Source organism: Collinsella sp. HCP28S3_G2 (assembly GCF_052065125.1).
Taxonomy (GTDB): domain Bacteria; phylum Actinomycetota; class Coriobacteriia; order Coriobacteriales; family Coriobacteriaceae; genus Collinsella.
Genome location: NZ_JBQHUO010000001.1, coordinates 297,445 through 322,746, shown reverse-complemented (window position 1 = coordinate 322,746; position 25,302 = coordinate 297,445). Strand labels below are relative to the sequence as shown.

At 61.1% G+C, this 25,302-nt stretch carries 16 protein-coding genes; 11 read left to right on the top strand and 5 right to left on the bottom strand.

The genetic code is table 11. The features are described 5' to 3' along the window. Positions 1-75 precede the first annotated feature (75 nt). From ACTNB2_RS01460 to ACTNB2_RS01440, 5 genes are all read left to right on the top strand, one after another. Complete coding sequence (locus ACTNB2_RS01460; RefSeq protein WP_441041080.1) at positions 76-1,224, top strand: glucose-1-phosphate adenylyltransferase; 1,149 nt, start codon at positions 76-78, stop codon at positions 1,222-1,224. Between the two features lie 4 nt (positions 1,225-1,228). Beyond that, the gene (gene glgD, locus ACTNB2_RS01455; protein WP_441041082.1) at positions 1,229-2,356 is read left to right on the top strand and encodes a glucose-1-phosphate adenylyltransferase subunit GlgD; all 1,128 of its coding nucleotides are present in this window, start codon (positions 1,229-1,231) and stop codon (positions 2,354-2,356) included. A 90-nt stretch (positions 2,357-2,446) separates the two neighbouring features. After that, positions 2,447-4,813: a glycogen synthase GlgA gene (gene glgA, locus ACTNB2_RS01450; RefSeq protein WP_441041083.1), complete on the top strand. Its 2,367-nt coding sequence runs from the start codon at positions 2,447-2,449 to the stop codon at positions 4,811-4,813. A 219-nt stretch (positions 4,814-5,032) separates the two neighbouring features. After that, positions 5,033-8,329, top strand: coding sequence for a 4-alpha-glucanotransferase (locus tag ACTNB2_RS01445; RefSeq protein WP_441041084.1), 3,297 nt, complete (start codon positions 5,033-5,035; stop codon positions 8,327-8,329). A gap of 88 nt (positions 8,330-8,417) precedes the next feature. Beyond that, positions 8,418-8,654 (top strand): FmdB family zinc ribbon protein, encoded by a 237-nt coding sequence (locus ACTNB2_RS01440; protein WP_154518065.1) that lies wholly within the window; start codon positions 8,418-8,420, stop codon positions 8,652-8,654. A 390-nt stretch (positions 8,655-9,044) separates the two neighbouring features. Here the strand turns inward: ACTNB2_RS01440 and ACTNB2_RS01435 are convergent, their stop codons facing one another. The 5 genes from ACTNB2_RS01435 to gltX all read right to left on the bottom strand — a co-directional run bounded on the left by ACTNB2_RS01435 (position 9,045) and on the right by gltX (position 16,297). Beyond that, positions 9,045-10,445, bottom strand: a complete 1,401-nt coding sequence (locus ACTNB2_RS01435) for an RsmB/NOP family class I SAM-dependent RNA methyltransferase (RefSeq protein ID WP_441041086.1) — start codon at positions 10,443-10,445, stop codon at positions 9,045-9,047. Then, positions 10,442-11,362, bottom strand: coding sequence for a methionyl-tRNA formyltransferase (fmt, locus tag ACTNB2_RS01430; RefSeq protein WP_441041088.1), 921 nt, complete (start codon positions 11,360-11,362; stop codon positions 10,442-10,444). Before fmt ends, ACTNB2_RS01435 begins: the two co-directional genes overlap by 4 nt. 362 nt (positions 11,363-11,724) lie before the next feature. After that, the gene (def, locus tag ACTNB2_RS01425; protein WP_441041090.1) at positions 11,725-12,261 is read right to left on the bottom strand and encodes a peptide deformylase; all 537 of its coding nucleotides are present in this window, start codon (positions 12,259-12,261) and stop codon (positions 11,725-11,727) included. Positions 12,262-12,279: 18 nt separating this feature from the next. After that, positions 12,280-14,733: a replication restart helicase PriA gene (gene priA / locus ACTNB2_RS01420; RefSeq protein WP_441044775.1), complete on the bottom strand. Its 2,454-nt coding sequence runs from the start codon at positions 14,731-14,733 to the stop codon at positions 12,280-12,282. Positions 14,734-14,821: 88 nt separating this feature from the next. Beyond that, positions 14,822-16,297, bottom strand: a complete 1,476-nt coding sequence (gene gltX / locus ACTNB2_RS01415) for a glutamate--tRNA ligase (RefSeq protein ID WP_154518080.1) — start codon at positions 16,295-16,297, stop codon at positions 14,822-14,824. Between the two features lie 326 nt (positions 16,298-16,623). Here gltX and metK point away from each other — a divergent pair, with 326 nt between their 5' ends. From metK to ACTNB2_RS01385, 6 genes are all read left to right on the top strand, one after another. Next, positions 16,624-17,904 (top strand): methionine adenosyltransferase, encoded by a 1,281-nt coding sequence (gene metK, locus ACTNB2_RS01410; protein WP_427728191.1) that lies wholly within the window; start codon positions 16,624-16,626, stop codon positions 17,902-17,904. Between the two features lie 345 nt (positions 17,905-18,249). Beyond that, on the top strand, positions 18,250-19,857 hold the full coding sequence (gene sdaAA / locus ACTNB2_RS01405; RefSeq protein WP_427717365.1) for an L-serine ammonia-lyase, iron-sulfur-dependent, subunit alpha: 1,608 nt from the start codon (positions 18,250-18,252) through the stop codon (positions 19,855-19,857). Positions 19,858-20,273: 416 nt separating this feature from the next. After that, positions 20,274-21,731, top strand: coding sequence for a L,D-transpeptidase (locus tag ACTNB2_RS01400; RefSeq protein WP_441041095.1), 1,458 nt, complete (start codon positions 20,274-20,276; stop codon positions 21,729-21,731). A 129-nt stretch (positions 21,732-21,860) separates the two neighbouring features. Then, positions 21,861-23,294 (top strand): efflux RND transporter periplasmic adaptor subunit, encoded by a 1,434-nt coding sequence (locus ACTNB2_RS01395; protein WP_441041097.1) that lies wholly within the window; start codon positions 21,861-21,863, stop codon positions 23,292-23,294. Beyond that, the gene (locus tag ACTNB2_RS01390; RefSeq protein WP_441041098.1) at positions 23,294-24,067 is read left to right on the top strand and encodes an ABC transporter ATP-binding protein; all 774 of its coding nucleotides are present in this window, start codon (positions 23,294-23,296) and stop codon (positions 24,065-24,067) included. Before ACTNB2_RS01395 ends, ACTNB2_RS01390 begins: the two co-directional genes overlap by 1 nt. Next, positions 24,064-25,278 (top strand): ABC transporter permease, encoded by a 1,215-nt coding sequence (locus tag ACTNB2_RS01385; RefSeq protein ID WP_441041100.1) that lies wholly within the window; start codon positions 24,064-24,066, stop codon positions 25,276-25,278. Before ACTNB2_RS01390 ends, ACTNB2_RS01385 begins: the two co-directional genes overlap by 4 nt. Positions 25,279-25,302: the final 24 nt, after the last annotated feature.

Sequence of the window (25,302 nt, the reverse complement as noted above, 5' to 3'; positions counted from 1 at the left end):
TACTCGACGGGCGCGACCGAGCGCCGCGCCCGTCGCTAATGGGTTTAGGAACATCGATGACAGAAGGAGAAACCGATGAGTAAGAAAGAATGCATCGCGATGCTCCTCGCAGGAGGACAGGGAAGCCGATTGGGGGCACTCACCCAAAAGATCGCTAAACCGGCGGTTAGCTTTGGTGGCAAGTTCCGCATTATCGACTTTTCGCTGTCCAACTGCTCCAATTCGGGCATCGACACGGTGGGCGTTCTGACGCAGTATCGTCCCTATCTGCTGCATGCCTACGTGGGCTCTGGCGAGGCGTGGGATCTGGACAGCCGCGACGGTGGCGTGTCGATCCTGCCGCCGTACGAGACGCAAACCGGTGGCGCATGGTATGCGGGCACGGCCGACGCCATCACGCAGAACCTCGACTACATCAAGTCCAACGACCCCAAGTACGTCCTGATTCTTTCGGGCGATCATCTGTATCGCATGGACTACCGCAAGATGCTCAAGACGCACATTGAGAACAACGCCGACCTCACGGTGAGCGTTATGCCCGTGCCGTGGGAGGAGGCCAGCCGCTTTGGCATCCTGACCACCGACCCCGAGGACGGCCGCATCACCAAGTTTACGGAGAAGCCCGAGAAGCCCGATTCGAACCTCGCGTCCATGGGCATCTACATCTTCTCGGCCGACGTGCTGATCAAGGCGCTCGAGGAGGACGCTCTGGACCAGCGCTCGAGCCATGACTTTGGCAAGGACATCATCCCCAAGCTGCTCGGCGAGAACAAGCGCCTGTACAGCTACGAGTTCCACGGCTTTTGGAAGGATGTTGGCACCATCGCCAGCTTCCACGAGACCTCGATGGACCTGCTGGGCAACAACCCCGAGTTCGATCTGTTTGACAAGAGCTTCCCCATCATGTCCAACATCACGACGCGTCCGCCGCACTACATTGGCCCGGACGGTCGCCTGGACGACTGCCTGGTCTCCAATGGCTGCAAGATCTACGGCACCGCTCGCCACTCGATCCTTTCGACCGATGTCATCATCGAGGAGCGCGCCGTGGTCGAGGACTCCGTGCTGCTGCCGGGTGCGCACGTTAAGAGCGGCGCGCACATTTGCCGCGCTATTTTGGGCGAGAACTCCACGGTCGAAGAGGGCGTGAAGCTCGGCTCTGTCGATACCACCAAGGATACGGCCGTCGTTGGAAATGACGTCGTTGTCGGGAAGGGGGAATGATCCGATGATCAATCGCAAGGCCATCGGCTATATCACCGCTAACTACTCTTCGACCTACGGCAGCGTGCTGCTCAAGGATCGCCCCATCGCGTCCGTTCCGTTTTTGGGCCGCTACCGCCTGATCGACTTTCCGCTGTCCAACATGATGAATGCCGGCATTAAGACCGTCGGTGTTGTCATGCCAGGCAACTACCGCTCGCTGATCGACCACGTGGGCTCGGGCAAGGACTGGGGCCTGGACCGCAAGAAGGGCGGCCTGTTCATGGTGCCCGGCAACGCGTATGGCACCACCAAGGGCGGCATGCGCTTCTTGCTCCGCGACATCATCTCCAACAAGACGCTGTTCCAGCGCTCGGACAAGCCCTATGTTGTGATGATGGGCACCAACGTCATCTTTAACATGGACCTCAACACCATTATCGAGGCGCACGAGAAATCCGGTGCCCAGATGACCGTGGTGTACTGCAAGGCCACGCACAACGTCGAAGACGAGACCAAGCTCGATATCAACGAGAACGGCCGCCTGACGGGCGTAAGCTCCGGCGTCGCGTACGGCGACAACGCCTCTATGGACTGCTGCATCGTCAACCGCGAGACGCTGCTCCAGATCATCGACCACTACCAGGCCGCCGACTATCTGGACCTGCTCGAGGCGCTCCAGGGCGACTTTGGCAACATCGACGTGTGCAGCTATGAGTACAAGGGCGAGGTCGTGGGCGTGTTTAGCGAGAAGTCGCTGTATCGTCGAAGCATGGACCTGCTCGACCAGACCGTGGCCGATCAGCTCTTTGACCCCGAGCGCCCGATCCTGACCAAGGCCCACGACGTGCCGCCTTCGCGTTACGCGACCGGCAGCCACGCCTGCAACTCGATCATCTCGGCCGGCTGCATCATCAAGGGCACCGTGCGCAACTCGATCCTGTCGCGCGGTGTTGTGATCGAGGAAGGCGCCTCGGTGACCAACTCGATCATCAACCAGAGCTGCATCATCAAGAGCGGCGCCCGTGTTGAGAACGCCATTCTGGACAAGAACAACGTGGTTCCCACCAACACCGAGCTTCGCGGTACGCCCGAGAACATCCTGGTGCTGGGCAAGGCTCCGTTAACGTCCGATACCACCATCGCTCGTTAACGTTGGCACCACATAATCGCACGTAACTTGTAGAATAGTCGCCCGGTTAGCGCCAGGCGACTATTCTCGAATTGCAACATGGGAGACATAATGGCACAAACCAGCAAAAAGATGCAGATCGTGTTTGCCTCGGCCGAGTGCGCGCCGTTTGTTAAGACCGGTGGCTTGGGTGACGTGGCGGGATCGCTGCCTGCGGCACTCGTGCGCGCTGGCGCCGAAGTCATTGTGATGGTGCCCAAGTACGCCACCATCAAGGACGAGTACAAGGCGCAGATGGAGCACTTTGCCGACTTTTACGTGAGCCTGAGCTGGCGCAACGAGTACTGCGGGTTGGAGAAGCTCGAGCACGACGGCGTCACCTATATGTTCGTGGACAACGAGCACTACTTTGCGCGCGACTATCCCTACGGCTTCTTTGACGACGGCGAGCGCTTCGCGTTTTTCTCCAAAGCCATCACCGAGAGCCTGCAGCACCTGCCCGAAGGCTTTGAGTGCGACATCCTGCACTGCAACGACTGGCAAACGGCGCTGGCGCCCGTGTTCTTGCGAGAGTTCTACCAAGGCCTGCCGCTCTACGACCGCGTCAAGACCGTGTTCTCGATCCACAATGTGGCGTTCCAGGGCCAGTTTAGCGACACCGTGATGGAAGACATACTGGGTATGGCGCATATTCCGGCAGCCGCCACGCAGTTGCGCTGTGACGCCTGCAGCATTAACTATATGCTGGGCGCGCTGCACTATGCCGATGCCATCACCACGGTGAGCCCCACCTATGCGGGCGAGATCCAGACGCCCGAGTTTGGCGAGGGCCTGGACGGTGTGCTGCGCGAGCGTTCGTACGCTCTGCAGGGTATCCTCAACGGCATTGACGTTGTGGGTTTTGATCCGGCGACCGACAAGCGCATTGCCGCCAACTACACGGTTGATGACCGCGCGGGGAAGGCCGTATGCAAGGCCAAACTGCAGGAGGAGTTGGGGCTCGAGATTCGCGACGACCGCCCGCTTATGGTAATGGTCACGCGCCTGACGCGACAGAAGGGCATGGACCTGGTCATGTACGCGCTCGACCGCATCCTGTCCGGTGGCGTTCAGGTGGCCGTGCTGGGTACCGGCGACCGCGACTACGAGGACGGCCTGCGCTACTTCCAGGGCAAATACCCCGGCACCATGGCGGCGCGTATCGAGTTTGACCCGGCACTTTCGCAGCGCATGTACGCCGCCGCCGATATGTTCCTGATGCCCTCGAAGTTTGAGCCCTGTGGCCTGTCGCAGATCATCGCCATGCGCTACGGCACCCTGCCCATTGTGCGCGAGACCGGTGGCCTGAAGGACACCGTGCAACCGTACAACGAGTTTACCGGCGAGGGCACGGGCTTCTCATTTAGTCACTTTAACGGCGACGAGATGGGCGACGCGGTGTTCAGCGCGGCTCGCCTGTTCTGGGATAACCGCGAGGCCTGGAATCAGCTGGTCACGCAGGCCATGAGCCAGGACTTTAGCTGGACACGTTCGGCCGATAAGTATCTGGACCTGTACTTCTTTATGCATCCGGAGATTGAGAGGCCGGTGGCAGTGGAGGCTGCTGCGGCTGTGGAGGAGCCGGCTGCCGCTGAGGCCGAGCCTGCGGCACCCGTTAAGGAGCCCGCTGCTGCCGAGGCCGAGCCTGCGGCACCCGTTAAGGAGCCCGCTGCTGCCGAGGAGCCCAAGGCCGAGGAGAAGCCGGCTGACGACGGCGAGGTAAAGCCCACGGCGAAGCCTGCCGCCAAGAAGACGACGACCCGCAAGACGACGGCTAAGAAGGCCACGACCACGAAGGCCGCTACGAGCAAGACCACCGCTGCCAAGGCAACCACCACGCGTAAGCGTACGACCGCCGCTGCCAAGAAGGCCGTCGAAGCCGAGGTCACTCCCGAGGTAAAGGCCGAGGCCACCGCTGAGGCTACCACTGCCGAGGCTAAGACCGCGGCAAAGGCTCCGGCCAAGACCGCTGCCAAGAAGACGACCGCGACCAAGACCGCGACCGCCAAGAAGGCCACGGCTACGAAGTCGCCGGCGACCAAGGCTGCTACGACGAAGGCCGCCGCGAAGACGGCCCCGAAGGCTGCTGCAAAGCCCGCCGTCAAGGTCGAGGAGGCGCCCTCCGAGCCCAAGGCCGAGGCAACGATCGAGGCAAAGCCGGCCGCCAAGACCACCACACGCAAGCGCGCCACGACAACGGCCAAAAAGGCTACGACCAAGACAGCCGCTCCCAAGGCAGAGGCTAAAGCCAAGGACAAACCCGCAGCAAAGGCCGAGCCGGAAGCGAAGGCCGCCGAGGTCAAGACCGCTCCAAAGGCTACGGTAAAGACCGAACCCGCCAAGAAGGCCCCGGTCTCCCCCGCCGCTCCAGCCGAGGAAAAGGCTCCGACCAAGAAGACCTCCGTCCGCAAGGCAACGGCCACCCGCAAGCACCGCTAGCCCACAGACGATCTAAAACCTAATAAATACCCTAAACAAGGGGCGCTCCAACCGGGCGCCCCTTCTCTGTAGATAGTTGGTAAAACGATTTTCTAGGACAACCGTTCGCCGATAGTGAGCGACTGTAGTTTATACAACTAAAGTGCAACGGATATACTTATGCACTGTGCGTTAAGCCCATGACCCGCTGGCCATGATTGTATAGAACTGGACCGTACTATGAGATTGATACACAACAGCCGCCTGACGCAGTTTCGCACTCCTTTTGGCGCTGTGACCACTGGAACTTCCGTTTCGCTTTCGGTGATTTTGGAGGATGCCGACCCCAACCAGGCAACGCTCACCCTGCGCACCTGGGTCGACGGCATCGGAGAGACCTTGATCCCCATGGAGCACAAGGGCGATGGCATCTTTACCGGTGAGCTCAACTGCGACGAGCCCTGTCTTGTATGGTACAGCTTTATATGCAATATCGAAGGCCAGTCCGAGGTCCGCTTGGGTGCGCCGCAGGGTCAAACCGGCGGCGAGGGCGTTGTATACAACTACGCCGAGGTTCCGTCCTTCCAGATTACCGTCTACAAGCACCGTGAGAACCGTCCCACCTGGTACGAGCACGGCATGGTCTACCAGATCTTCCCCGACCGCTACGCCCGCGACGAAAACTGGCGCGAACGCACGCTGGCCGAGGTCGAAAAACCGCGTAAGGGAATCCAGCGTCGCATGGTCGAGGACTGGAACGAGCCGCCCGTGTACGAGCGTGCCGAGGACGGATCCATCAAGACCTGGGATTTTTACGGCGGCTCGCTCAAGGGTATCCAAAATGACCTGCCCCGCATCGCCGAGTTGGGCTTTACGGCCATCTACCTCAACCCGATCTTTGAGGCCGCGAGCAACCACCGCTACGACACGGCCGATTACACCAAGATCGACCCGATTCTGGGAACCGAGCAGGACTTTACGGAGCTATGCGAGGCGGCAGATAAGCTCGGCATTTCCATCATCCTGGACGGCGTCTTCAACCATACGGGCGACGACTCGATCTACTTTAACCGCTACGGCAACTATCCCGGCGTCGGCGCGTGGCAGAGCGAGGACTCCCCGTGGCGCGATGCGTTTACCTTCCACGAGGACGGCACGTATGACTGCTGGTGGGGCGTGAGCAACATGCCCGCCCTCAACGAGAATTCCGAGCTCGTGCGTAAAAAGCTTCTGGGCAAGGACGGCGTCATTCGCAAGTGGCTGCGCGCCGGTGCCCACGGCTGGCGACTCGATGTGGCCGACGAGCTTTCCGATGACTTCCTGGCCGATATCAAGGCCGCCGTGCTCGAAGAGAAGCCCGATGCGCTGCTGCTCGGCGAAGTCTGGGAGGACGCCTCCAACAAGATCAGCTATGGCCATCTGCGCCGTTATCTGCAGGGCTCCGAACTCGATTCCGCCATGGACTACCCCTTCCGCGACATGGTCATCGGCTTTTTGATGGGCTACAGAGATGCCTATCAGGCTGCCGAGGACATCGAGACACTGCGCGAGAACTACCCGCGCGAGGCACTGGCCTGCGCGCTCAATCTGCTTTCGAGCCACGACCGTCCGCGCATTATCTCGGTGCTCGGCGGTGGTCCCGACGAGTCGCAGCTACCCGAGAGCGAGCGTAGCAAATGGCGCTTGGACGAGAACTCCATGGACCTGGCCAAGAGGCGCTTTTGGTTGGCGACGCTCATGCAGATGACCTTCCCCGGCGTGCCCTCGATCTATTATGGCGATGAGTACGGCCTGGAGGGCCTCACCGATCCGGGCAACCGCCGTACCCTGCCGACAAAGGACCAGCTCCACGATTTAGATACGTTGGCCATCGTGAAGAACGCATCCGCCCTGCGCCGCGCGTTGCCTTTTATGGTTGACGGCGAGATCAAGGCCTTCGCGCTTAACGACGACGTCCTAGCCTACACCCGCACGGGCAAAGACGGCGAGGCTGCGACTGTTATCGTCAATCGCAGCCTGCGCAATTCGCACCGCGTGACGATTCCGGCGCTCGGTGAATGCGCGAGCGACGTGATCAGCGGCCACGAGTGCGAGATCCACAACGGTACGGTCACGCTCGATCTGTACCCACTGGGCTCTTCGATCATCTATCACCATGACGAGAGGCGCCTGCAAGAGCCGCTCGATCATGGCGCGGGCGTCGTGTGCCACATCACCTCGGTGCCGACTGACGATGGCAAGCCGGGTACGATCGGCGCACCCACGCGTCGCTTTATCGACCACCTGGCCGCCATGGGCATGCGCTACTGGCAGGTCCTGCCCGTCAACCCGACGGATTTCTTCCGCTCCCCCTATGCCGGACCCTCGGCTTTTGCAGGTAACATCGACCTGCTGCCCGAGAGTCACGAGGAGCTGGCCGCCGACTTCGCTTCTTGGAAGGCCCACGGTGGCGAAGATGCCGACCCGCTGTACACCGCGTTTAAACATCGCAATGCCGATTGGCTCGAGAAGTACTGCGTCTACATGGCCGTTAAGAAATACTTTGAGGGCGAGTCGCGCCACAATTGGCCGGCAGATGTCGCGCGCTACAACGAGCATCTGATCGACGACAAGCGCTTCCACGACGAGGCCGAGGTTCAGGCGTACATGCAGTACCGCTTTGACCTGGCTTGGTGCGAGCTCATGAACTATGCGCACAAGAAGGGCATCGAGGTCATCGGCGATATCCCCATGTATGTGTCGGACGATTCGGCAGATGCGTGGAGCGAGCCCGAGAACTTCTGGCTGTCCGATACCGGCAAGGCAATCGAGATATCCGGTGCGCCGCCCGACAACTTTGCGCCCGAAGGTCAGGTGTGGGGCAACCCCACCTTCCGCTGGGATCACATGAGGGAAAGCGGCTATCGCTGGTGGCTCGATCGCCTGCGCCGAGCGTTCGCGCTCTACGACCGCGTGCGCCTGGACCACTTCCTGGGCTTCCACAACTACTTTAGCATTCCCGCTGGCAAAGCCTGTGCCGACGGCCGCTGGCTTGCTGGTCCGGGCAAGGACCTGTTCCAGACCGCCTACGACGAGCTGGGTCCGCTCAATTTTATTGCCGAGGATCTGGGCTATCTGACGCCTGGCGTTCGCGCTATGGCTTCGACCTGCGGTTTTCCCGGCATGGACGTACTGGAGTTTAGTGACTACGACGTTCGCTGCGGAATTCATCCCACGCCGGGCAAAATCCTGTACACCTCGACGCACGACACTTCGACGCTCGCTGGCTGGTGCACGCGCTCCTTTGCAGGCGGCGACGAACCGAGTGGTGCTGAGGTGGCGGCCAAGCTGATGGGCGATGCGCTCGCAAGCGACGCCCCCCTGGTGATGATGCCGCTGCAGGATGTGCTGGGGCTGGGCGATGACGCACGTATGAACGTGCCGGGTGTAGCCACAGGCAACTGGACGTGGCAGGCACAAGAGGCAGACGTTGCGGAGGCCGAAGAGAAAACTGCGAAGCTCCTGCGCAGCACCCATAGATTCTGGGGCGAAGCGTGATAAAACCCTCGATATAGGGTACAGTTACTGCTGTTTGAATTTTTGCGGGCAGAGCGATCTGCCCGCTTTGTGCTGAAAAGGAAGTATTATGGCGCGCTACGAATACAAGTGCACGAGCTGCGGCAATGTTTTTGAGGTTGAGCACCCCATGTCCGAGACTCCCGAGGTTGTATGCCCCAGCTGCGGCGCCCCGGCATCCAAGACGTTCTCGGCCAGCGGCATTAAGTTCGACGGCAGCGGTTTCTACAACACCGACCAGCGCAGTGGCGGGTCCAGCACCAGCGCCACCAGTGGCTGCTGCGCCGACTGCCCGCATAACCACTAGCGACAAGCGACCCCACGTTCAAGCCCGATCGCGGGGTCGAATTTTTCAGGAATGTCCCACGCCCCGGCGACTGGTCTGAGGTTGCGCCACGAAAACGGCCTATCTACTACGTTTGACCCGTATGGTCCGAGCACACCTGCGTTTTTACAAAATCGACGAGCCGTCTACCTGCGGTTTTGATTTCGCTAAATTTGGCATGGTTGAGGGTAATGGGTTTAATGTAGTAGATAGGCCCATTTCGTGGCGGGCAGGTCATCTTGAAACGTAGGGTAGCTAATTTGGGACGGGGCTTTTTTAGCTGCCCCAGCTGATAACGCAAATGTTTGGCCGACTGGCGGCCAGGGCAGCTAAAAAAGCCCCGTCCCAAATTAGCTACCCTTGGAATCCGTTTTACTTGCGGACCAGTCTGGCGCAGAAGTGGCCGTCGTAGGAGTCCGCATTAACGGGCACACTTTGGAAGAGGCCTCGAGCGTTTTGGCGCAGGGTGACGAGGCTCTTGGCATGATCGTACTCGGGCAGCTGCAAAATCTGGGCTTCGGAGAGCGGTGCCACGGTAAAGCCGGCGCCCTCGGGAGAGGCTAGGAAGGCATCAACGACCTGCGTGTTCTCCTCGTCGAAGACCGAGCAGGTGGCATAGATAAGCTCACCGCCGGCAGCCACGCGCGCGGCTGCTTCCTTGAGCATCGTCAGCTGCAGGCGGGGCAACTCCGTCGTAACGTCGCCCTCGGCAAGGCGCCACGGTATCTCGGGATGACGGCGCATGGTGCCGGTGCCCGAGCACGGAGCATCGATAAACACCGTGTCGAACAGGGCGGGCTCGCCAAGCATCGCGTCAAAGGACGTGAGCACCTCATTGAGCTCGCAGGCATCGCCCGACACCGTGCGAACACCCGTAATACCCGCCTTATGCAGACGTGCGAGATTCTGGTCGCACTTGCGGTCGTGCAAATCGAGTGCGGTGTGCTGACGGTCGTAACCGGCACGTTTGGCCTGGCACATCATCACATAGGTCTTGGTGCCACGACCGGCGCCAATCTCTAGACAACGCCCGGGACGGGTCGCCGCGGTAGCGATGAGCTGGGCGTTAAGGTCCGAGGCCACGGCAGCTGCGCGCTCAAACACACCCGACGCAACCGTGGCCTGCGCGTCGACCGGCGCATGGCAACCCGGGAACACGGGTGCCACAAGCTGCGAAATGTACGGATCGGGTTTTGTTGCAAAGGCATTCTCGTGCAAAGCCAGCGGCGCGGGCGCCAGATTGCCGGCAAAGCCGAGCGCGCCCTCGGGTGTATCGAACGACGCCATAATGCGAGCGCACAGCCAGCGCGGCATGCCCATCAGGCGAGATAGGCGAACCAAACGGCGCTCGGACTCATCGGCATCCGCCGCAGTGGCAAAGTCCTCGACGTTGTCCGCAACCTTATGCAGCACGGCGTTCGCCAGACCGGCGGCAGACTTAGCACCGCTGCGCACGAGCTCAACGCCCTGACTCACCGCAACGCGACCCGGGGTATGCAGATAGAGCATCTCGAAGGCCGAGATACGAAGTGCCATGCGCACACGGGGCGCGACCTTTTTGGGCTTATCGAGAAACTGGTCGAGCAGCTCATCCAAAATGCCCTGGGTGGCTGCAACGCCCAGTGCCAAACGAGCGGCAAAAGCAGAATCGCGCTGGTCGATGGCCTTGGCCGAGGCACGGGACGAGAGCACGTCACGCGCGTACATGCCGCGGCGATCGGCCTCCATCAAAACATCAAGCGCGAGCTTGCGCGCGGGGGAAAGCTTACTCATGACAAAACACCCCACGAAAGATCCGCACCCTGCAGGCCGGCAGCCCAGGCAGAAGCAGCCATAGCACGCTTACCATCGGGCTTAACCTCGAGCAGTTCGACCGCGCCATCGGACAGGCCCAGGTAGACGCGCTTGGCCCGAACGGCGACGAGCCCCTCGCCAAGCGATACATCTGCCGGCGCGGCATCGAGTACGCGCACGCTCTTGCCGGCAATCACGCAGCGAGCGGGAGCGGTGTCGGAAGAGGCAAGCACATGACGCACGCAATCAAGCGCCCCCATCTGCGGATCCAGACGCATCTCCTGCTTGGAAATCTTGGCAGCATGCGTGACAAGGAACTCATCCTGCTCAGTCCAAACAGCCGAGCCTTCGGCAAGCGAGGGAAGCGTATCGGCAAGCAACTTACCGCCCAGCTCACCAAGCTCCATGGTCAGTGCCTCGGCATGTTTACCGGCAACCGAGGTCGACACCTGCGCGCAATAAGCGCCCGTATCCACGCCATGCCCAATGCGCATAATGGAAACGCCGGCAACCTCGTCACCAGCAAGAATGGCACGCTGAATGGGAGCAGCGCCACGCCAACGGGGCAGCAGCGAAGCATGAACATTCACAATACCGAGCGGCGCCATATGCAGCACCTCATCGGGCAAAATGCAGCCATAGGCAGCCACACAGAAAATATCGACATCAGCAGCCTTAAGCCGATCAATAACATCCGGCGTCATACGATTTGCCTCAACAACGGGCAGACCAAGCTCAAGCGCCTTGGCCTTAACAGGAGACGGCTCCAGCTTTTTACCACGCCCGCGAACAGCATCGGGACGCGTAATTACCAGCGTAATCTCATTCCCAGCCTTAACAAGCGAAGTAAGCGACGGCACCGCGAAATCGGGCGTACCCATAAACACAATACGCATAAAGAACGTCTCCCCTCAAACAAAACCGAGACGGCTACAAAGAGCAGCGGAAAGCCAAGTCGCCAGCCCATCCGCAATAACAATTCAACAAGAACAAATATACCCAAAACCAAAGAAAGAGCTGCAATAAAAGCAGCTCTTCCAACAAAGCAATTATCAGCGAAGACGCCCCTCCCTGGCCCAATGGCACCCGGGCGAAAAGGAGCACGAAAACGCAGTCCCCTTCCGCCGCAGGGCTTAGGTTGTTGCTCCACGCGCAGTTCCGCACGAGCCGAAGAGCACTTAATGTGCTCTTCGTGCGAGCAGGACTGTTTGAGCATGGAGCAAAATCTAAGCCCTGCGGCGGAAGGGGACGGTGGGACCTACTCCGTCTCGCCCGGTCGAGCGCCGCGGGCCAGGGCGTCCTGGTACTCCTTGACGGCCTTGATGCGCTGCATCGGCTTGAGTCGCTCGAACATGGTGTTGCCGTGCAGGTGATCGATCTCGTGCTGCAGGCACACGCAGAACAGGTCGCCTGAGGCCTCATAGCGAATCAGATTGGCGTCCAGATCGTATGCCTCGACAACGACATGGTCGGGACGATCGATCTCGCAGCTAATGCCAGGGATAGAAAGGCAGCCCTCGCTAAACGGCACCAGATGGTCACTCTGCTCAACAATGACAGGGTTGATGAGCACGTAGGGATCATAGTCGTTCTTGTCGGTGTAGTCGCAGTCGATGGTGACGAGCTGGATGAGCTCGCCGATCTGCGGGGCAGCCAGGCCGCAACCGCCGTTGTCGAACATCATCTTCTTCATCTTCTCGGCAAGCGCCTCGATCGCCGGGGTGATCTCCTCGATGACGGCGCACTCCTGGCGCAGACGAGGGTCGGGCGACAATACGATTCCGTTGGCTTCCATGGCCATCCTTTCGGGTTGTTACATCAAATCATAAGCGTCGACGTCAACGCTCACGCTCACGCCGCGCACGGAGCCCACCTCTTTGAGGCAGGCGTCGATATCATCAGAGACATGGTACCCTACCGGCGACTTTACAAGCAGATGGAAGCGGTAACGGTCTTTGGCTCTCTCGATTACACACGAAGCCGGGCCCAGCACCTGCGGCACGGCGCTACCGGCCCGCAAAAAGTCAGGCGCGGCGGCATGCCAGCGGCGCTTGAGAAGCTTTGCGATGCGCCCAATGTAGTCCTGCGCATTATCACGATTCGCCGACCACACCAAGATGTTGACAAGACGCACGAACGGCGGGTACAGCGCGTCTCGGCGCTGGTCCAGGTCGTAGTCGGTAAAGATCGAACGATCGTGCTCGGCGACGGCGCGAATGACCGGGTCCTCGGGCAGATACGTCTGGATGATAACCTCGCCGGGACGATCGCCGCGACCGGCGCGGCCGGCGACCTGTTCCAGCAAATCGTAGGCGCGCTCCCCCGCCCTAAAATCGGGCAGCTTTAACGCAAAGTCGGCATTGACCACGCCAACGAGCGTGACCTCGGGAAAATCGAGGCCCTTGGCAATCATCTGGGTACCCAGCAGCACCGCGCAATCGGCGGCATCGAACTGCTCGAGTAGTTTTTTGTGCGCATCCTTGCCGCGTGTGGAATCGGCGTCCATACGAATGATGGCGACATCCTCGGGCAGCATCTGGTGTAGGGCGTCCTCGATCTGCTGCGTACCCAGCCCCATTTTTGCCAGGTAGCGGCTGCCGCACTTGGGACAACGACTCGTGGGCGCCGGATAGGGCTGCACGCGCCAGGACGATCCGCAGGTGTGGCACTGCAGTGTGTGCGTGCGCTCGTGGTACGTGAGCGCGGTAGAACAGTGGTTGCAGGTGGGGACGCAGCCGCACTCACGGCACATCAAAAACGGCGCAAAACCGCGGCGGTTGTGCAGCAGTACGGCCTTCTCGCGGCGCTCGACCACGCGTTCCAAGCCCTCCATCAGCGGTTTTGAGAACATGGAGCGGCTGCCGTGCGCGAACTCGCGGCGCAGATCGGCAATGCGGACCGTGGGCAGCACGGCGTGTCCCGGGCGCTCGGGCATCTCGACGCGCGTCCAGGTGGCACCGTTGTACATACCGCGGCGACAGCGGTCGAGGGCCTCGGCCGAGGGCGTGGCGGAGCCCAACACGAGCGGGCACCGATAGCGGCGCGCCATCTCGGCAGCCACCTCGCGCGCATGGTAGCGCGGGCTGGAGCCCTGCTTGTAGCTGGTCTCGTGCTCCTCGTCGATGATGATGAGGCCAAGATCGCTGAGCGGGCAAAAGAGCGCCGAGCGGGCGCCCACGACCACGCGCGCGGCACCGCTAGCAACCATATCCCACTGGTCCAGACGCTCGCCGGCCGAAAGACGCGAGTGGAAGACCGCGACCGTCTCGCCAAAGCGCGAGCGGAAGCGGCCGACGGTCTGGGCCGTCAGCGAGATCTCGGGCACGAGAACGCAGGCCGAAAGGCCGGCCGCCAGCACGCGCTCAATCGCCGAGAGGTAAACCTCGGTTTTACCGGAACCGGTGACGCCATCGACAAGGACCACGTCGCCATGGGCATCAAGGCGGGCGCGTTCAATCTGCGCGAGCGCCTGCTGTTGGCCGTTGGTAAGAGAGACCGGCGCCTTGCCGCTTGCCGAGGACAACGTGGTCTGCTCGCTACACCCACGCCAGGCGCGGCGCTCCTCCACCACCACGACGCCGCGTTTTTCGAGCGCTTTAATGGTCGCCGACATGCTGTTGTAGAGCAGGTTGAGGTCGCGCGTCGTGACCGGGCCGCATTGGAGCGCGTCGATGAGCTGACGCTGACGGACCGCTGTCTTGGGCGGCGTGTAGTCGAAACCCTCGGGCGTGAGCATGACCCAACGGTTTTGGATGGGTTTTACGGCGGGGCGCTCAACGGTCCACACGCCGTCAACGCCCTTCACGACACGCGGGCTGCCGCCCGGAGGCAAGAACAGACGCAGGCACTCGGAAAGCGTCGCGACGTACTCGTGGCTCATCCAGCGCGCAATGCGTGCAGCCTCGGCGGTAAAGAGCGGCTTGCTGAGGATGGCCTCGATGGGCTTGATGCGCAAGGGGTCGGGGGTGTCGTTGCCTTGCAGGTCGCCCAGCTCGGGCGCGATATCGACGATATAGCCCGCGGCCGCACGGTTGCCAAAGTGGACCAGGACCGTGGACCCGATCAGGGCATCGTTGGCAAGGGACTGCGGGATGCCGTAGTCGAATGGCTCGGAGAGCGCACGGGTCGGGATGTCGAGGACCACGCTCGCGTAGGCGGAGACGGGTTCGGGTGCGAGCTCAGGCTGCGCCGGGGCGGCGGCGGGGGCCGCGGACTTCGGAGCTTCCTTAGGTTCCGGCGAACCAAACAGCGACAGTTGCTCGGCCATGGTCTCTGTACCTCCCATCCCATACGTCTTTAGAAACAAGAGCCCCGCTCGGGTGAACGGGGCTCGGAAACATGCGTTTGCGCAGCTGCTACAGCGCCATCGTACGGGCGCGGTCGATACGCGCCAAGCAATCGTCGCGGCCGACGAGCGCCATAGTCTCGCCCAGCGGGGGGCTCACCATGTTACCGCAGACGGCGACGCGCACAGCTTGGAACACCACGCGCTTCTTGAGGTCCATCTGCTCGGGCAGCGGCTCAAGCGCGGCGTCGATGTTGGCAGCCGTCCACTCATCCACGCCCTCGAGCGCGGCCTTGGCGGCATCCAGAATGGCGCCCATGCCTTCCTTGGCCAGACCCTTGTTGACAGACTTCTCGTCATACTCGAGCGTCTCGGCCGTGGCAAAGATGGGAGCGGCGACGGTCACGGCGTCGGCCGGCATCTTGGTGCGCGGCTTGACGATGGCGGCAAGCGCGTCGATCCAGTCCTCGCCGTACTCGATGTTACCCTCGATCATGCCGGCCTCGTGCAGCTCAGGGACCATGATCTCGTCGGCAAACTGGGCGTCGGACATGTTGTTGATGTACTCGGCATTGACCCAGTCGAGCTTTTTGGGGTCGAAGGTCGCCGGGTTCTTAGAGATGCGGTCGAGCGAGAACTTGCTGGCCAGGACATCGCGCGGGATGATCGTGGTCTCGCCGTCGAGCGACCAGCCGAGCAGCGCCAGGTAGTTAACGAACGCGTCGGACAGGTAGCCGGCGTCGCGGTACTCCTCCACCGAGGTGGCGCCGTGGCGTTTGGAGAGCTTCTTGCCGTCGGCACCCAAGATCATGGAGATGTGGGCGAACGTGGGAACGGGCGCGCCGAGGGCCTCGTAAACCATGACCTGGCGCGGGGTGTTGGACAGATGGTCATCGCCGCGGATGACATGGGTGATCTTCATCATGGCGTCGTCGACGACGGTCGCGAAGTTATACGTGGGCGTGCCATCGGAGCGGAAGATGACGAAGTCGTCGAGCTCCTTGGCGTCGAAGGTCACCTCGCCGTGGACGGCGTCGTGGATGACGACATCGCCGCGGTCCTCGGGCACCTTGATGCGAAGGACGTAGGGCTCGCCTGCCTCGATGCGGCGGCGTGCCTCCTCGGGATCGAGATCGCGACAGCGGCGCTGATAGCCCTGGAAGGGGTCTTTACGCTCCTGGGCGGCCTTACGGTCGGCCTCGAGCTGCTCCTTGGTGCAGAAGCAGGGATAGGCCTTGCCCTCGTCCCAGAGCTTCTGGGCGGCCTGCTTGTACAGGTCCAGGCGCTCGGTCTGGGCATAGGGGCCATAGTCGCCGCCAACCTCGGGGCCCTCGTCCCAGTCCAGGCCCAGCCAACGCATAGCGCGCAGAATGATCTGCGTGTTCTCGTCGGTAGAGCGGGTGGGGTCGGTGTCGTCGATGCGCAGGATGAACGTGCCGCCGTTTGCGCGGGCAAAAGCCCAGTTATAGATAGCGGTGCGGGCGCCGCCGATGTGCAGCTTGCCCGTCGGTGAGGGTGCAAAGCGGACGCGAACGTCTGATGCCATGGAAATCTCCTCGATTGCAGGATGGATGTCTAACCGCACCAGTATAAAGCAACAATGCCCACCTCCGCACAAAGGGCACCGACCCAGTCATCGAAGCCGGGTAGCTAATTTGGGACGGGGCTTTTTTAGCTGCCCCCGCAGGCTATCGGCTAAACCAGCAAACAATCAGCCGGGGTAGCTAAAAAAGCCCCGTCCCAAATTAGCTACCTCATGAGTAGGTGCGGAAAGGGTGTGAATGTTGGATTTACGCGCTATGATGTGCCCCTGCATACAGAGCCCAGCGGAATGGTAACGGTCGCTGGGACACGTTATTCGAAAGGACAATCATGTCAGAAGAGCTTCGTTCCATCCCGCCCCAGCAGGGGTCTTTTGTGTTTACGTCGGAGTCGGTGACCGAAGGCCATCCCGATAAAATCGCCGACCAGATCAGTGATGCCGTCCTCGACGCAATCCTCGCCAAAGAAATAGAGCTGCAGGAGCAGGGCTATATTGCGCCCAACGGCGTGCCCGCCAATGTGGAAAACGTCCGCTGCGCCTGCGAGACCCTCGTGACCACCGGCACCGTCATCGTCGCCGGAGAGATTCGCACCCAGGCATACGTCGACGTGCAGGAAATCGCCCGTGGCGTCATCCGCCGCATCGGCTACAACCGCGCCAAGTTTGGCTTTGACTGCGATACCTGCGGCGTCATGAGCCTCATCCACGAGCAGTCCCCCGATATCGCCCAGGGCGTCGACGAGTCATTTGAGACCCAGACCGGCGCCACCACCGACCCGATCGACCTGATCGGTGCCGGCGACCAGGGCATGATGTTTGGCTACGCCTCCAACGAGACCAAGACCCTCATGCCCATGCCGCACTACCTGGCAAGCCGCCTGGCGGAACGCCTGTCCGCCGTGCGCCACGACGGCACCCTGCCCTATCTGCGCCCCGACGGCAAGACCCAGGTCACCGTGCGCTACGAGGACGGAAAGCCCGTGGAGGTCACAACCATCGTCATCTCCACGCAGCACGCTGCCGAAGTTGAGGACATGGGTAAGATCAAGGCCGACCTCATCGAGCATGTCATCGCACCCGTCATGGATGCCGAGAACATGCCGTGGGATGGCGCCGATATCTATGTGAACCCCACCGGACGCTTTGTCGTGGGCGGCCCCATGGGCGACACGGGCCTGACCGGCCGCAAGATCATCGTCGACACCTACGGCGGCTACGGCCGTCACGGCGGCGGCGCCTTTAGCGGCAAGGACTGCACCAAGGTCGACCGCTCTGCCGCGTACGCCGCTCGCTGGGTCGCCAAGAACGTAGTCGCCGCCGGCCTGGCCGATCGCTGCGAGGTCGAGCTGGCCTACGCCATCGGCGTGTCCAAGCCGCTGTCGATCATGGTCGACACCTTTGGCACCGCGCATATTGCCGAGGACAAGATCGTCGAGGCCGTGGAGAAGACCTTTGACCTGCGCCCGGGCGCAATCATCCGCGACCTGGACCTGCGTCGCCCCATCTATGAAAAGACGGCAGCCTACGGTCACTTTGGCCGCGAAGACGCCGACTTTACCTGGGAGAAAACGGACCGCATCGACGAACTCAAAGCAGCCTGCGGCCTGTAAGCTAACGAGAAAAGCCACAGCCAAATAAAAACGCACCAAAAAGAGGTACCGGAACAACCGGTACCTCTTTTTTTATTTGAACGGTGGTGAAGATGTATCGACATCGGACACCGAATAGGTCACCAACCGATGAATTTTGAAGCACGCGCGCCTCTACCATGTATCCTAAGTTCCGAGGACTTTAGTATTTGGTCGATCGCGAGTTCCGCACGAGCCGGAGAGCACTTAATGTGCTCTCCGTGCGAGCAGGACTGTCCGAGCAGGCGACCAAATACTAAAGCCCTCGGAACGGCGGGACAGCGTATGCCCCGCCCCTCGGGACGACGAGATAGAGAAGGAGCAGCCATGGCAGGCAAGCCGCAAACACTAGCTACGACCTCGGCATTCGAGATCTTGGGCCCCATCATGGTCGGCCCCAGCTCATCGCACACCGCCGGCGCCCTGCGTTGCGCCCAAGTTGCCGCCAGTCTGCTGGAAGGCCGCATCACCAAGGTCACCTTTGGCCTGTGGAACTCCTTTGCCCACACCTACCGCGGCCATGGCACCGACCGCGCACTCGTCGCGGGCATCTTGGGCCTCGATACCGACGATGAGAACATCAAGCAGGCCTTTGACCTCGCGCGCGAGCGGGGCCTCAGCTATCACTTTGACATTAAGGGCGACGACGCCTCCATCCACCCCAACACCGTCGACATCGACATGGTCGATGACACAGGCGCCACGGCGCAGGTCCGCGGCGAGAGCCTTGGCGGCGGCAAGATGCGCATCAGCCGCATCAACGGCGTCGGCGTCGATATCTCGGGCATGTATTCCACCCTGTTTGTGGCGCACCAGGACGTCCCCGGCGTTCTCGCCGCGCTCACGAACCAGCTCGCCTACGCACACGTAAACATTGCCTTCTGCCGCACCTATCGCACCGAGGTGGGCGGCCAAGCTTATTCCGTCTTTGAGACTGACGGCACCCCCGATGACATCGTCGTTCCCATGCTACGCATGCTCGACCATGTCGATTACGCCACCTTCATTGAGCTTCCCGGCTCGGCCTCATCGCTCTCCCCCGGCGTTTCCGCCAAGGAAATCTTCGACGATGGCGAACAGCTCCTCGACGCCTGCGCCGAACTGGGCCTCAACATTGGCGCCGTCATGGCCGTACGCGAAGCCCGCCTGACCGGCGAGCAGCACGCCGTCGCCGCCATGCGCCGCGTACTCGAGGTCATGCGCGAGGAGACAACGGCGCCCATCGCCGCACCGCAGCGCTCGCTCGGCGGGCTTATCGGCGGCGAGGCAAAACTCGTCGACGCCACACGCCGCAACGATCTGAGCACAAACCTGATGGGCGCCGTCCAAACCGAAGCCGTAGCCCGCGCCATGGCTGTGCTTGAGCGCTCTGCCACCATGGGCGTCATCGTCGCCGCCCCCACGGCCGGCTCTGCGGGCGTGGTGCCCGGCTGCGTGTTGGCGCTCGCCGACCATCTACAGCTCGATGACGAACAGGTCATGGACGCACTCTACTGCTCTGCCGCGATTGGTCTCAACCTCACCACAAGTGCCTGCGTCGCCGGTGCCGAAGGCGGATGTCAGGCTGAGGTGGGCAGCGCCGCCGCCATGGCCGCTGCCGCGCTCGTCCAGATGCTGGGCGGCACGCCCGAGCAGGCACTCGACGCTAGCTCTATCGCACTGAGCAATCTGCTTGGTCTTGTATGCGATCCCGTGGGCGGCCTTGTCGAAGTGCCATGCCAAAACCGCAACGCGATCGGCGTGGCGGCCGCATTTAGCTCGGCGCAGCTCGCCCTTGCCGGCATTAAGAGCCTGGTGCCGTTTGACCAGATGGCACACGTCATGCTCTCGGTGGGCCACGCGTTGCCGGCCACGCTGCGCGAGACGGCAAAGGGCGGCATCGCGCAGGCTCCGGCCGCGCTTTCGGCCTGTGCAAAATGCGGTGTGTGCGGATAAAGAGCAGTCCAAAACAAGAGGTGGGACAAATGTCCAACCTCTTGCCAATGCCACCGTTTCAATACCACAAACAACTAGGTAATCGCTATAATGCAAGCCCAGTAAAAACACGATGAGCCGCAAGGCGAAATTCGAAGGATATGCATACGATGTCGCAAAACGACCGCACCCAACTGATTCCCGATCCTAAACAGCCTTCTAGGCCTACCGGCGGCGTTCAGTCGCCGCGCCCCATTACGCCAACGCATAGCACAAAGCATGGTTCGGGAAACACCTCACAGCGCCAGAACCCTCATGCGTATCAGCAGCGTCAGAGCAATAAAGCGACTAAGCACGCGCCTTCACACACGCAAAACCATCACAAGGGCCCCCGTGGGTCAGAGAACCACGCCAACGGGAAAAAATCCGGGGCCAAAATGACGCTTTTCGTTGCTCTGGGCCTCATTGTTGTCGTTTACATTGTTGGCGTTGTCGCATTTTCGCAGGTAGCCTACCCCAACACCACCATTGCCGGCGTCGACGTCTCGTTCTCCAACGCTTCGTCTGCTGCCACTAAGGTCAACTCGGCATGGAAGCACTATAAGCTCACGGTGACAGGCGACGACTTTAACTGGACCTATCAGCCCGAGTCCGATGAACCCATCGTCGACGGCGAAGCTGCCGCAAAAGAAATCATCAGCCGCAACGAAGCCTTTATATGGCCGGTCCGCCTTGTGGAATCCTTAAGCGGCAAGACCAAAACAACCGCTACCTCCAACGAAGTCGATCTTGAACAAGACGTCGACCTGTCCATGCTCTCTGACACCTTTGACCAAAAGAAGTTTGAGGAGGATCTGGGCGCCGCCATTGACGAGTTTAACGAGGGCCGTTCGGGCACATTCGAGGCCAATAGCTCCTATGACGAGCAAGCCGGCAAGTTTACCGTCGAGAAGGCGCGATCCAACGAAAAACTCAACCGTGAGCATGTCATTAAGTATGCCGAGCTCGAGCTTGCCTCGCTGGCCGAGACTGTAGATCTTTCCAAGCTCGGCAACGATGCCTATGAGCCGCTCAATGGAACGCTGACCAATGATCAGATTCAGGCCGCATGCGATGCCGCCAACAACTTCTTGGGCGTCAACGTGACCCTCAAGCTCAACGGTGAGGATGCCGGCAAGGTTGATGGTGGCTCCGTGTTGCAGTGGATCAGCTTTGCCGATCCGGCCAACCCCACACTCGATACGTCGCAGATCAGTAGCTGGGCAGTCGAGCTCGCCAACGGCTTTAATACCGTGGGCACCACCCGCTGGTGGACGCGTGCCGACGGCAAAGAATGTGCCGTCGAGGGCGGTGACTTTGGCTGGTCCATCGACAGCAGCTCGCTCGCCAAGCAGGTCGAGGACGCCATTAACAACAAGCAGACCGGCGAAATCGAGATTAAGTACTCCCAGAAGGCCGACACCTATACCGCAAAGGGAGAGCCCGACTGGAAGGCGTATATCGACGTCGACCTGTCCGAGCAGCACGCGCGCTACTATGACGAGAACGGTAATATCGTTTGGGAAGCCAACTTTATCTCGGGCAAACCGGGAGAGGATGCCACCCCCGAGGGCGTTTGGCAGATCAATAGCAATGACGGCGCAAGCAAGCTCATCGGTGCCAAAGACCCAGAGACCGGAAAACCAAAATACGAAAGCCCCGTGTCATATTGGATGCCGTTTGAAGGCAACATGGTTGGTTTCCATGATGCAACATGGCAAAACGATCAGAGCTTTGACGACCCAAATTCGTACAAGTGGTGCGGCAGCCACGGTTGCATCAACCTGCGCCTGGCCGACGCCAAGGCACTCCACGACTGCATCAGCGTCGGCCTGTGCGTGGTCGTGCACTCGTAGGGAAACACGCCTTCGCACAACGGGGAACTGACGCTCCAATCTAACAGTTCCGAAAGAATCCGCCATATGCGCCCGCTTCTCGCGACGGGCGCATATACTAATCGAAGAACTTTCTATAAAGGATACGCTATGTCGAATGTCCCCACCATCACCCCGGGACCGAATGATACCGAGCGAGCGCCCGAGGGTGCCACCGAAACGCTTCCCCTCATAACAACCGTGCACGCAACACAGCAAAACGGCAGCACAAGCGATGCAACCGAGATTTCTGACGAAGAGGCCTACGCCAAGCTCAAGGCGAAGCGTGCCGAGCGTCGGCGCAAAAAGCTCATCCGACGCGGCATTGCGGCCGGCGTCGTGGCCGCCATTGTGCTCATCGCCGTTGTCGTAACCTTCGTCATTAACGCACGGCCCGCAGGTACCAACGGGCCGGTGACCGACATGGTCACCGAGGGTACATTTACGACCACCGTCGAGGCTAAAGGCCAGCTCAAGCCTATCTCGGCTTCGGTGGTCTCCCCTTCTGTCGACGGCACGGTGGCATCGATCAACGTATCAGCCGGCCAGTCCGTTAACGAGGGCGATGTGCTCATGACCATTAAAAATGACGAGCTCGATCGCAACGTTGCCGAGGCGCAGCGCGCGGTGGCGGCGGCACAGGAAGACCTCGCCAACGCGCAGAAAGCGGTAGCTGCCGCCCAAGCCGCTCCGGCGACTGACACAGATGCGGCAGGCGCAAGTGGCGCCAGCGGTAGCACCGGCACGAGTGCCGACACGAGCGCCATCTCGAGCGCCCAACGTAACCTGGCCTCGGCCCAGGCGACCCTGGACCAGGCCAACGCCAAAGCCGCCGAGCGCACTGTGACCGCGCCCAGCTCGGGCAGCATCGTCGAGCTCAACGCCAAGGTCGGCGCCACGGTGACGGGCGGCATGATTATGGGCGAAGGCGATACGACCGGCGGCAAGCAGTGCATGCAGATCGCTGACCTCTCCAAGATGAAGGTCACCGTTCAGGTGGGCGAAAAGGATATCGCCAAGATCGCAGTGGGCCAGAGCGCCAACGTTACCTATCCGGCCTTTCCCGATATCGTGAGCCAGGGAACGGTCACGACAATCGCTTCGGTGGCAAACTCCGACTCCACCTACGGTGGCGGCGGCAGCGTGACCTATAACGTCGATATTTTGATTGACGCGCCCGACGCGCGCCTCAAGCCGGGCATGACCGCCGAGGTCTCGGTGGTAACCGAGCAGCTCGACGATGTGGTGATGGTGCCGACCATGGCGCTCATGACCGAGGATGGCGAGCACTATTACGTCAACGTGGCAACCGACGGTGAAGGCAAGGAGATGCGCCGCGTGAAGGTGACCATTGTGACGCAAAACGAAAACGACGCCGTGGTCGGCAAGACGCAGGTCAAGCGCGACGACCAGGGCAATGAGATCAACGCAGACGTACCGGTTACCAAGCTGCGCGACGGCGACACCCTCATCGTGGACACCGGCGCAGGCATGACGGCCGACGGCGACGACTCTGGCAGCATGTCTGCCGACGAGGGCTTGTAATGCGTCCCGTCATCAACATCCGCAACGTGCATCGCATTTTTGAGAGCGAGGCCGGCTGCGCCCATATCCTGCATAACGTGAGCCTGGCAGTGAATCCCGGCGAATTCGTGGCCATTACCGGCCCTTCTGGCTCGGGCAAGTCAACGCTCATGAACATCCTGGGCTGCCTGGACAAGCCAACGGCAGGCGATTATTACCTGCAGGGCCTCAACGTGGCGGAGCTCGACGATGACGAGCTCACCGAAGTCCGCGCCCTGAGCATCGGCTTTGTCTTTCAGAGCTTTAACCTGCTGCCGCGCCTATCGGTCATCGAAAACGTCATGCTGCCGCTGTCGTACACCAACGTGCCGCGGGCTCAGCGTGAGATGCGCGCCGTTCATGCGCTGCAATCCGTCACGCTGCCGGTCGACCACTGGGACCACCGCATCTCCGAGCTCTCAGGCGGACAGATGCAGAGGGTTGCCATCGCGCGCGCCCTCGTCAACGACCCGCCCATCATCCTGGCGGACGAGCCGACGGGAAACCTGGACTCCGCCACCGGAGCGCTCGTGATGGAGACCTTCCACAAACTCCAGGAACGTGGCAAGACCATTGTGCTCATCACGCATGATCCCGGTATCGCCGCCGAGGCCGACCGTGCCGTAACCATTCGCGACGGCCGAATCCACGACGGCGCGTACATCGCGCACGCACCGCAGACCCTGCACGGCGCCATTGATAACCTGCCCATGATTTCCGCACACGCCAATCCGACGAAAGGAGTGAAGGCATGAGCACGCGCGACCTTATCCAAGAAGCCCTTCACTCCCTCGAGGCCAACAAGGGACGCAGCCTACTCACCATCCTGGGCATTGTTATTGGCATCGCCTCCGTCATTGCCATGACCTCGCTTATCGGCGGTATCCAAAACAGCCTGGTCAACAGCCTGGGCCTCAACGCCGCGCGTATGGTGCAGATTTATTCGTCGCAAGAGCTCACCGAGTCGGACGTTGAGAATCTTCGCAAGATGGTGCCGCAGATCGAGCAGATCGGTATCGTGGACAGTGCCTATACCGAGTACAAGGCCGGTGACAAAAGCTATAACGTCATGGCGCAGGGCGTCGATAGCGACATGCTCGACGCAGTGGGCGCCAGCAAGCTCGTCGCGGGGCGCACCTATACCCAGGCTGAGTCCCAATCTGGCGCACGCGTGGCGCTCATCAGCCGCGGCAGCGCGGACCAGCTGTACGGCAACGAACAGGACGCGCTCGGCAAGACCATCAAGGTGTCGAACGGCGAGGTGCAGATTATCGGCGTTATCGACGGCGGCAGCGACTCCATGGGCTCACTCACGCTCTACATGCCGCGCGAGACCATCTCGGGCCTCTTTGGCGACGAGAACCCGTCTTTTCCCAGCGTAACGGCGCTCGCCGCCGAGGGTACGGACATGGATGAGCTGTGCAAGATGATTGAATCCAAGGTGCGCAGCATGAAGGACATCGCGGATGACGACGAATATGACAGCGTGTCGGCGACCTCAATGAAAAGCGCCATCGACGCCCTCAACTCCTTTATGGGCGCGTTTTCGCTCATCATGGGCGCCGTTGCCAGCATTTCGCTGCTCGTGGGCGGTATCGGCATCATGAACATGATGCTCACCAATGTGACCGAACGCATCCGCGAGATCGGTATTCGTCGAGCCTTGGGTGCCAGCCGTCGCGATATCACCGCACAGTTTTTGGCCGAGTCTTCGGCGCTGTGCATCACCGGCGGCATTTTGGGTGTCGTGATTGGCTATCTTCTGGCCTGGGGCCTAGCGATGTTCGCCGCGGGTTCCGGCGTGCTTGGCGAACTCGGTGCCAGCGGTACCATAACGCCGAGTTTTTCGATCGCCACGGTGCTGCTGGCCTTTGCGGTCTCCGTCGGCATCGGCGTAATCTTTGGCTTCTACCCCGCCCGCCGGGCCGCAAAACTCGACCCCGTGGAGTGCCTGCGCTACCAGTAATGCAATCCCCCCCTGAGTTGCGGT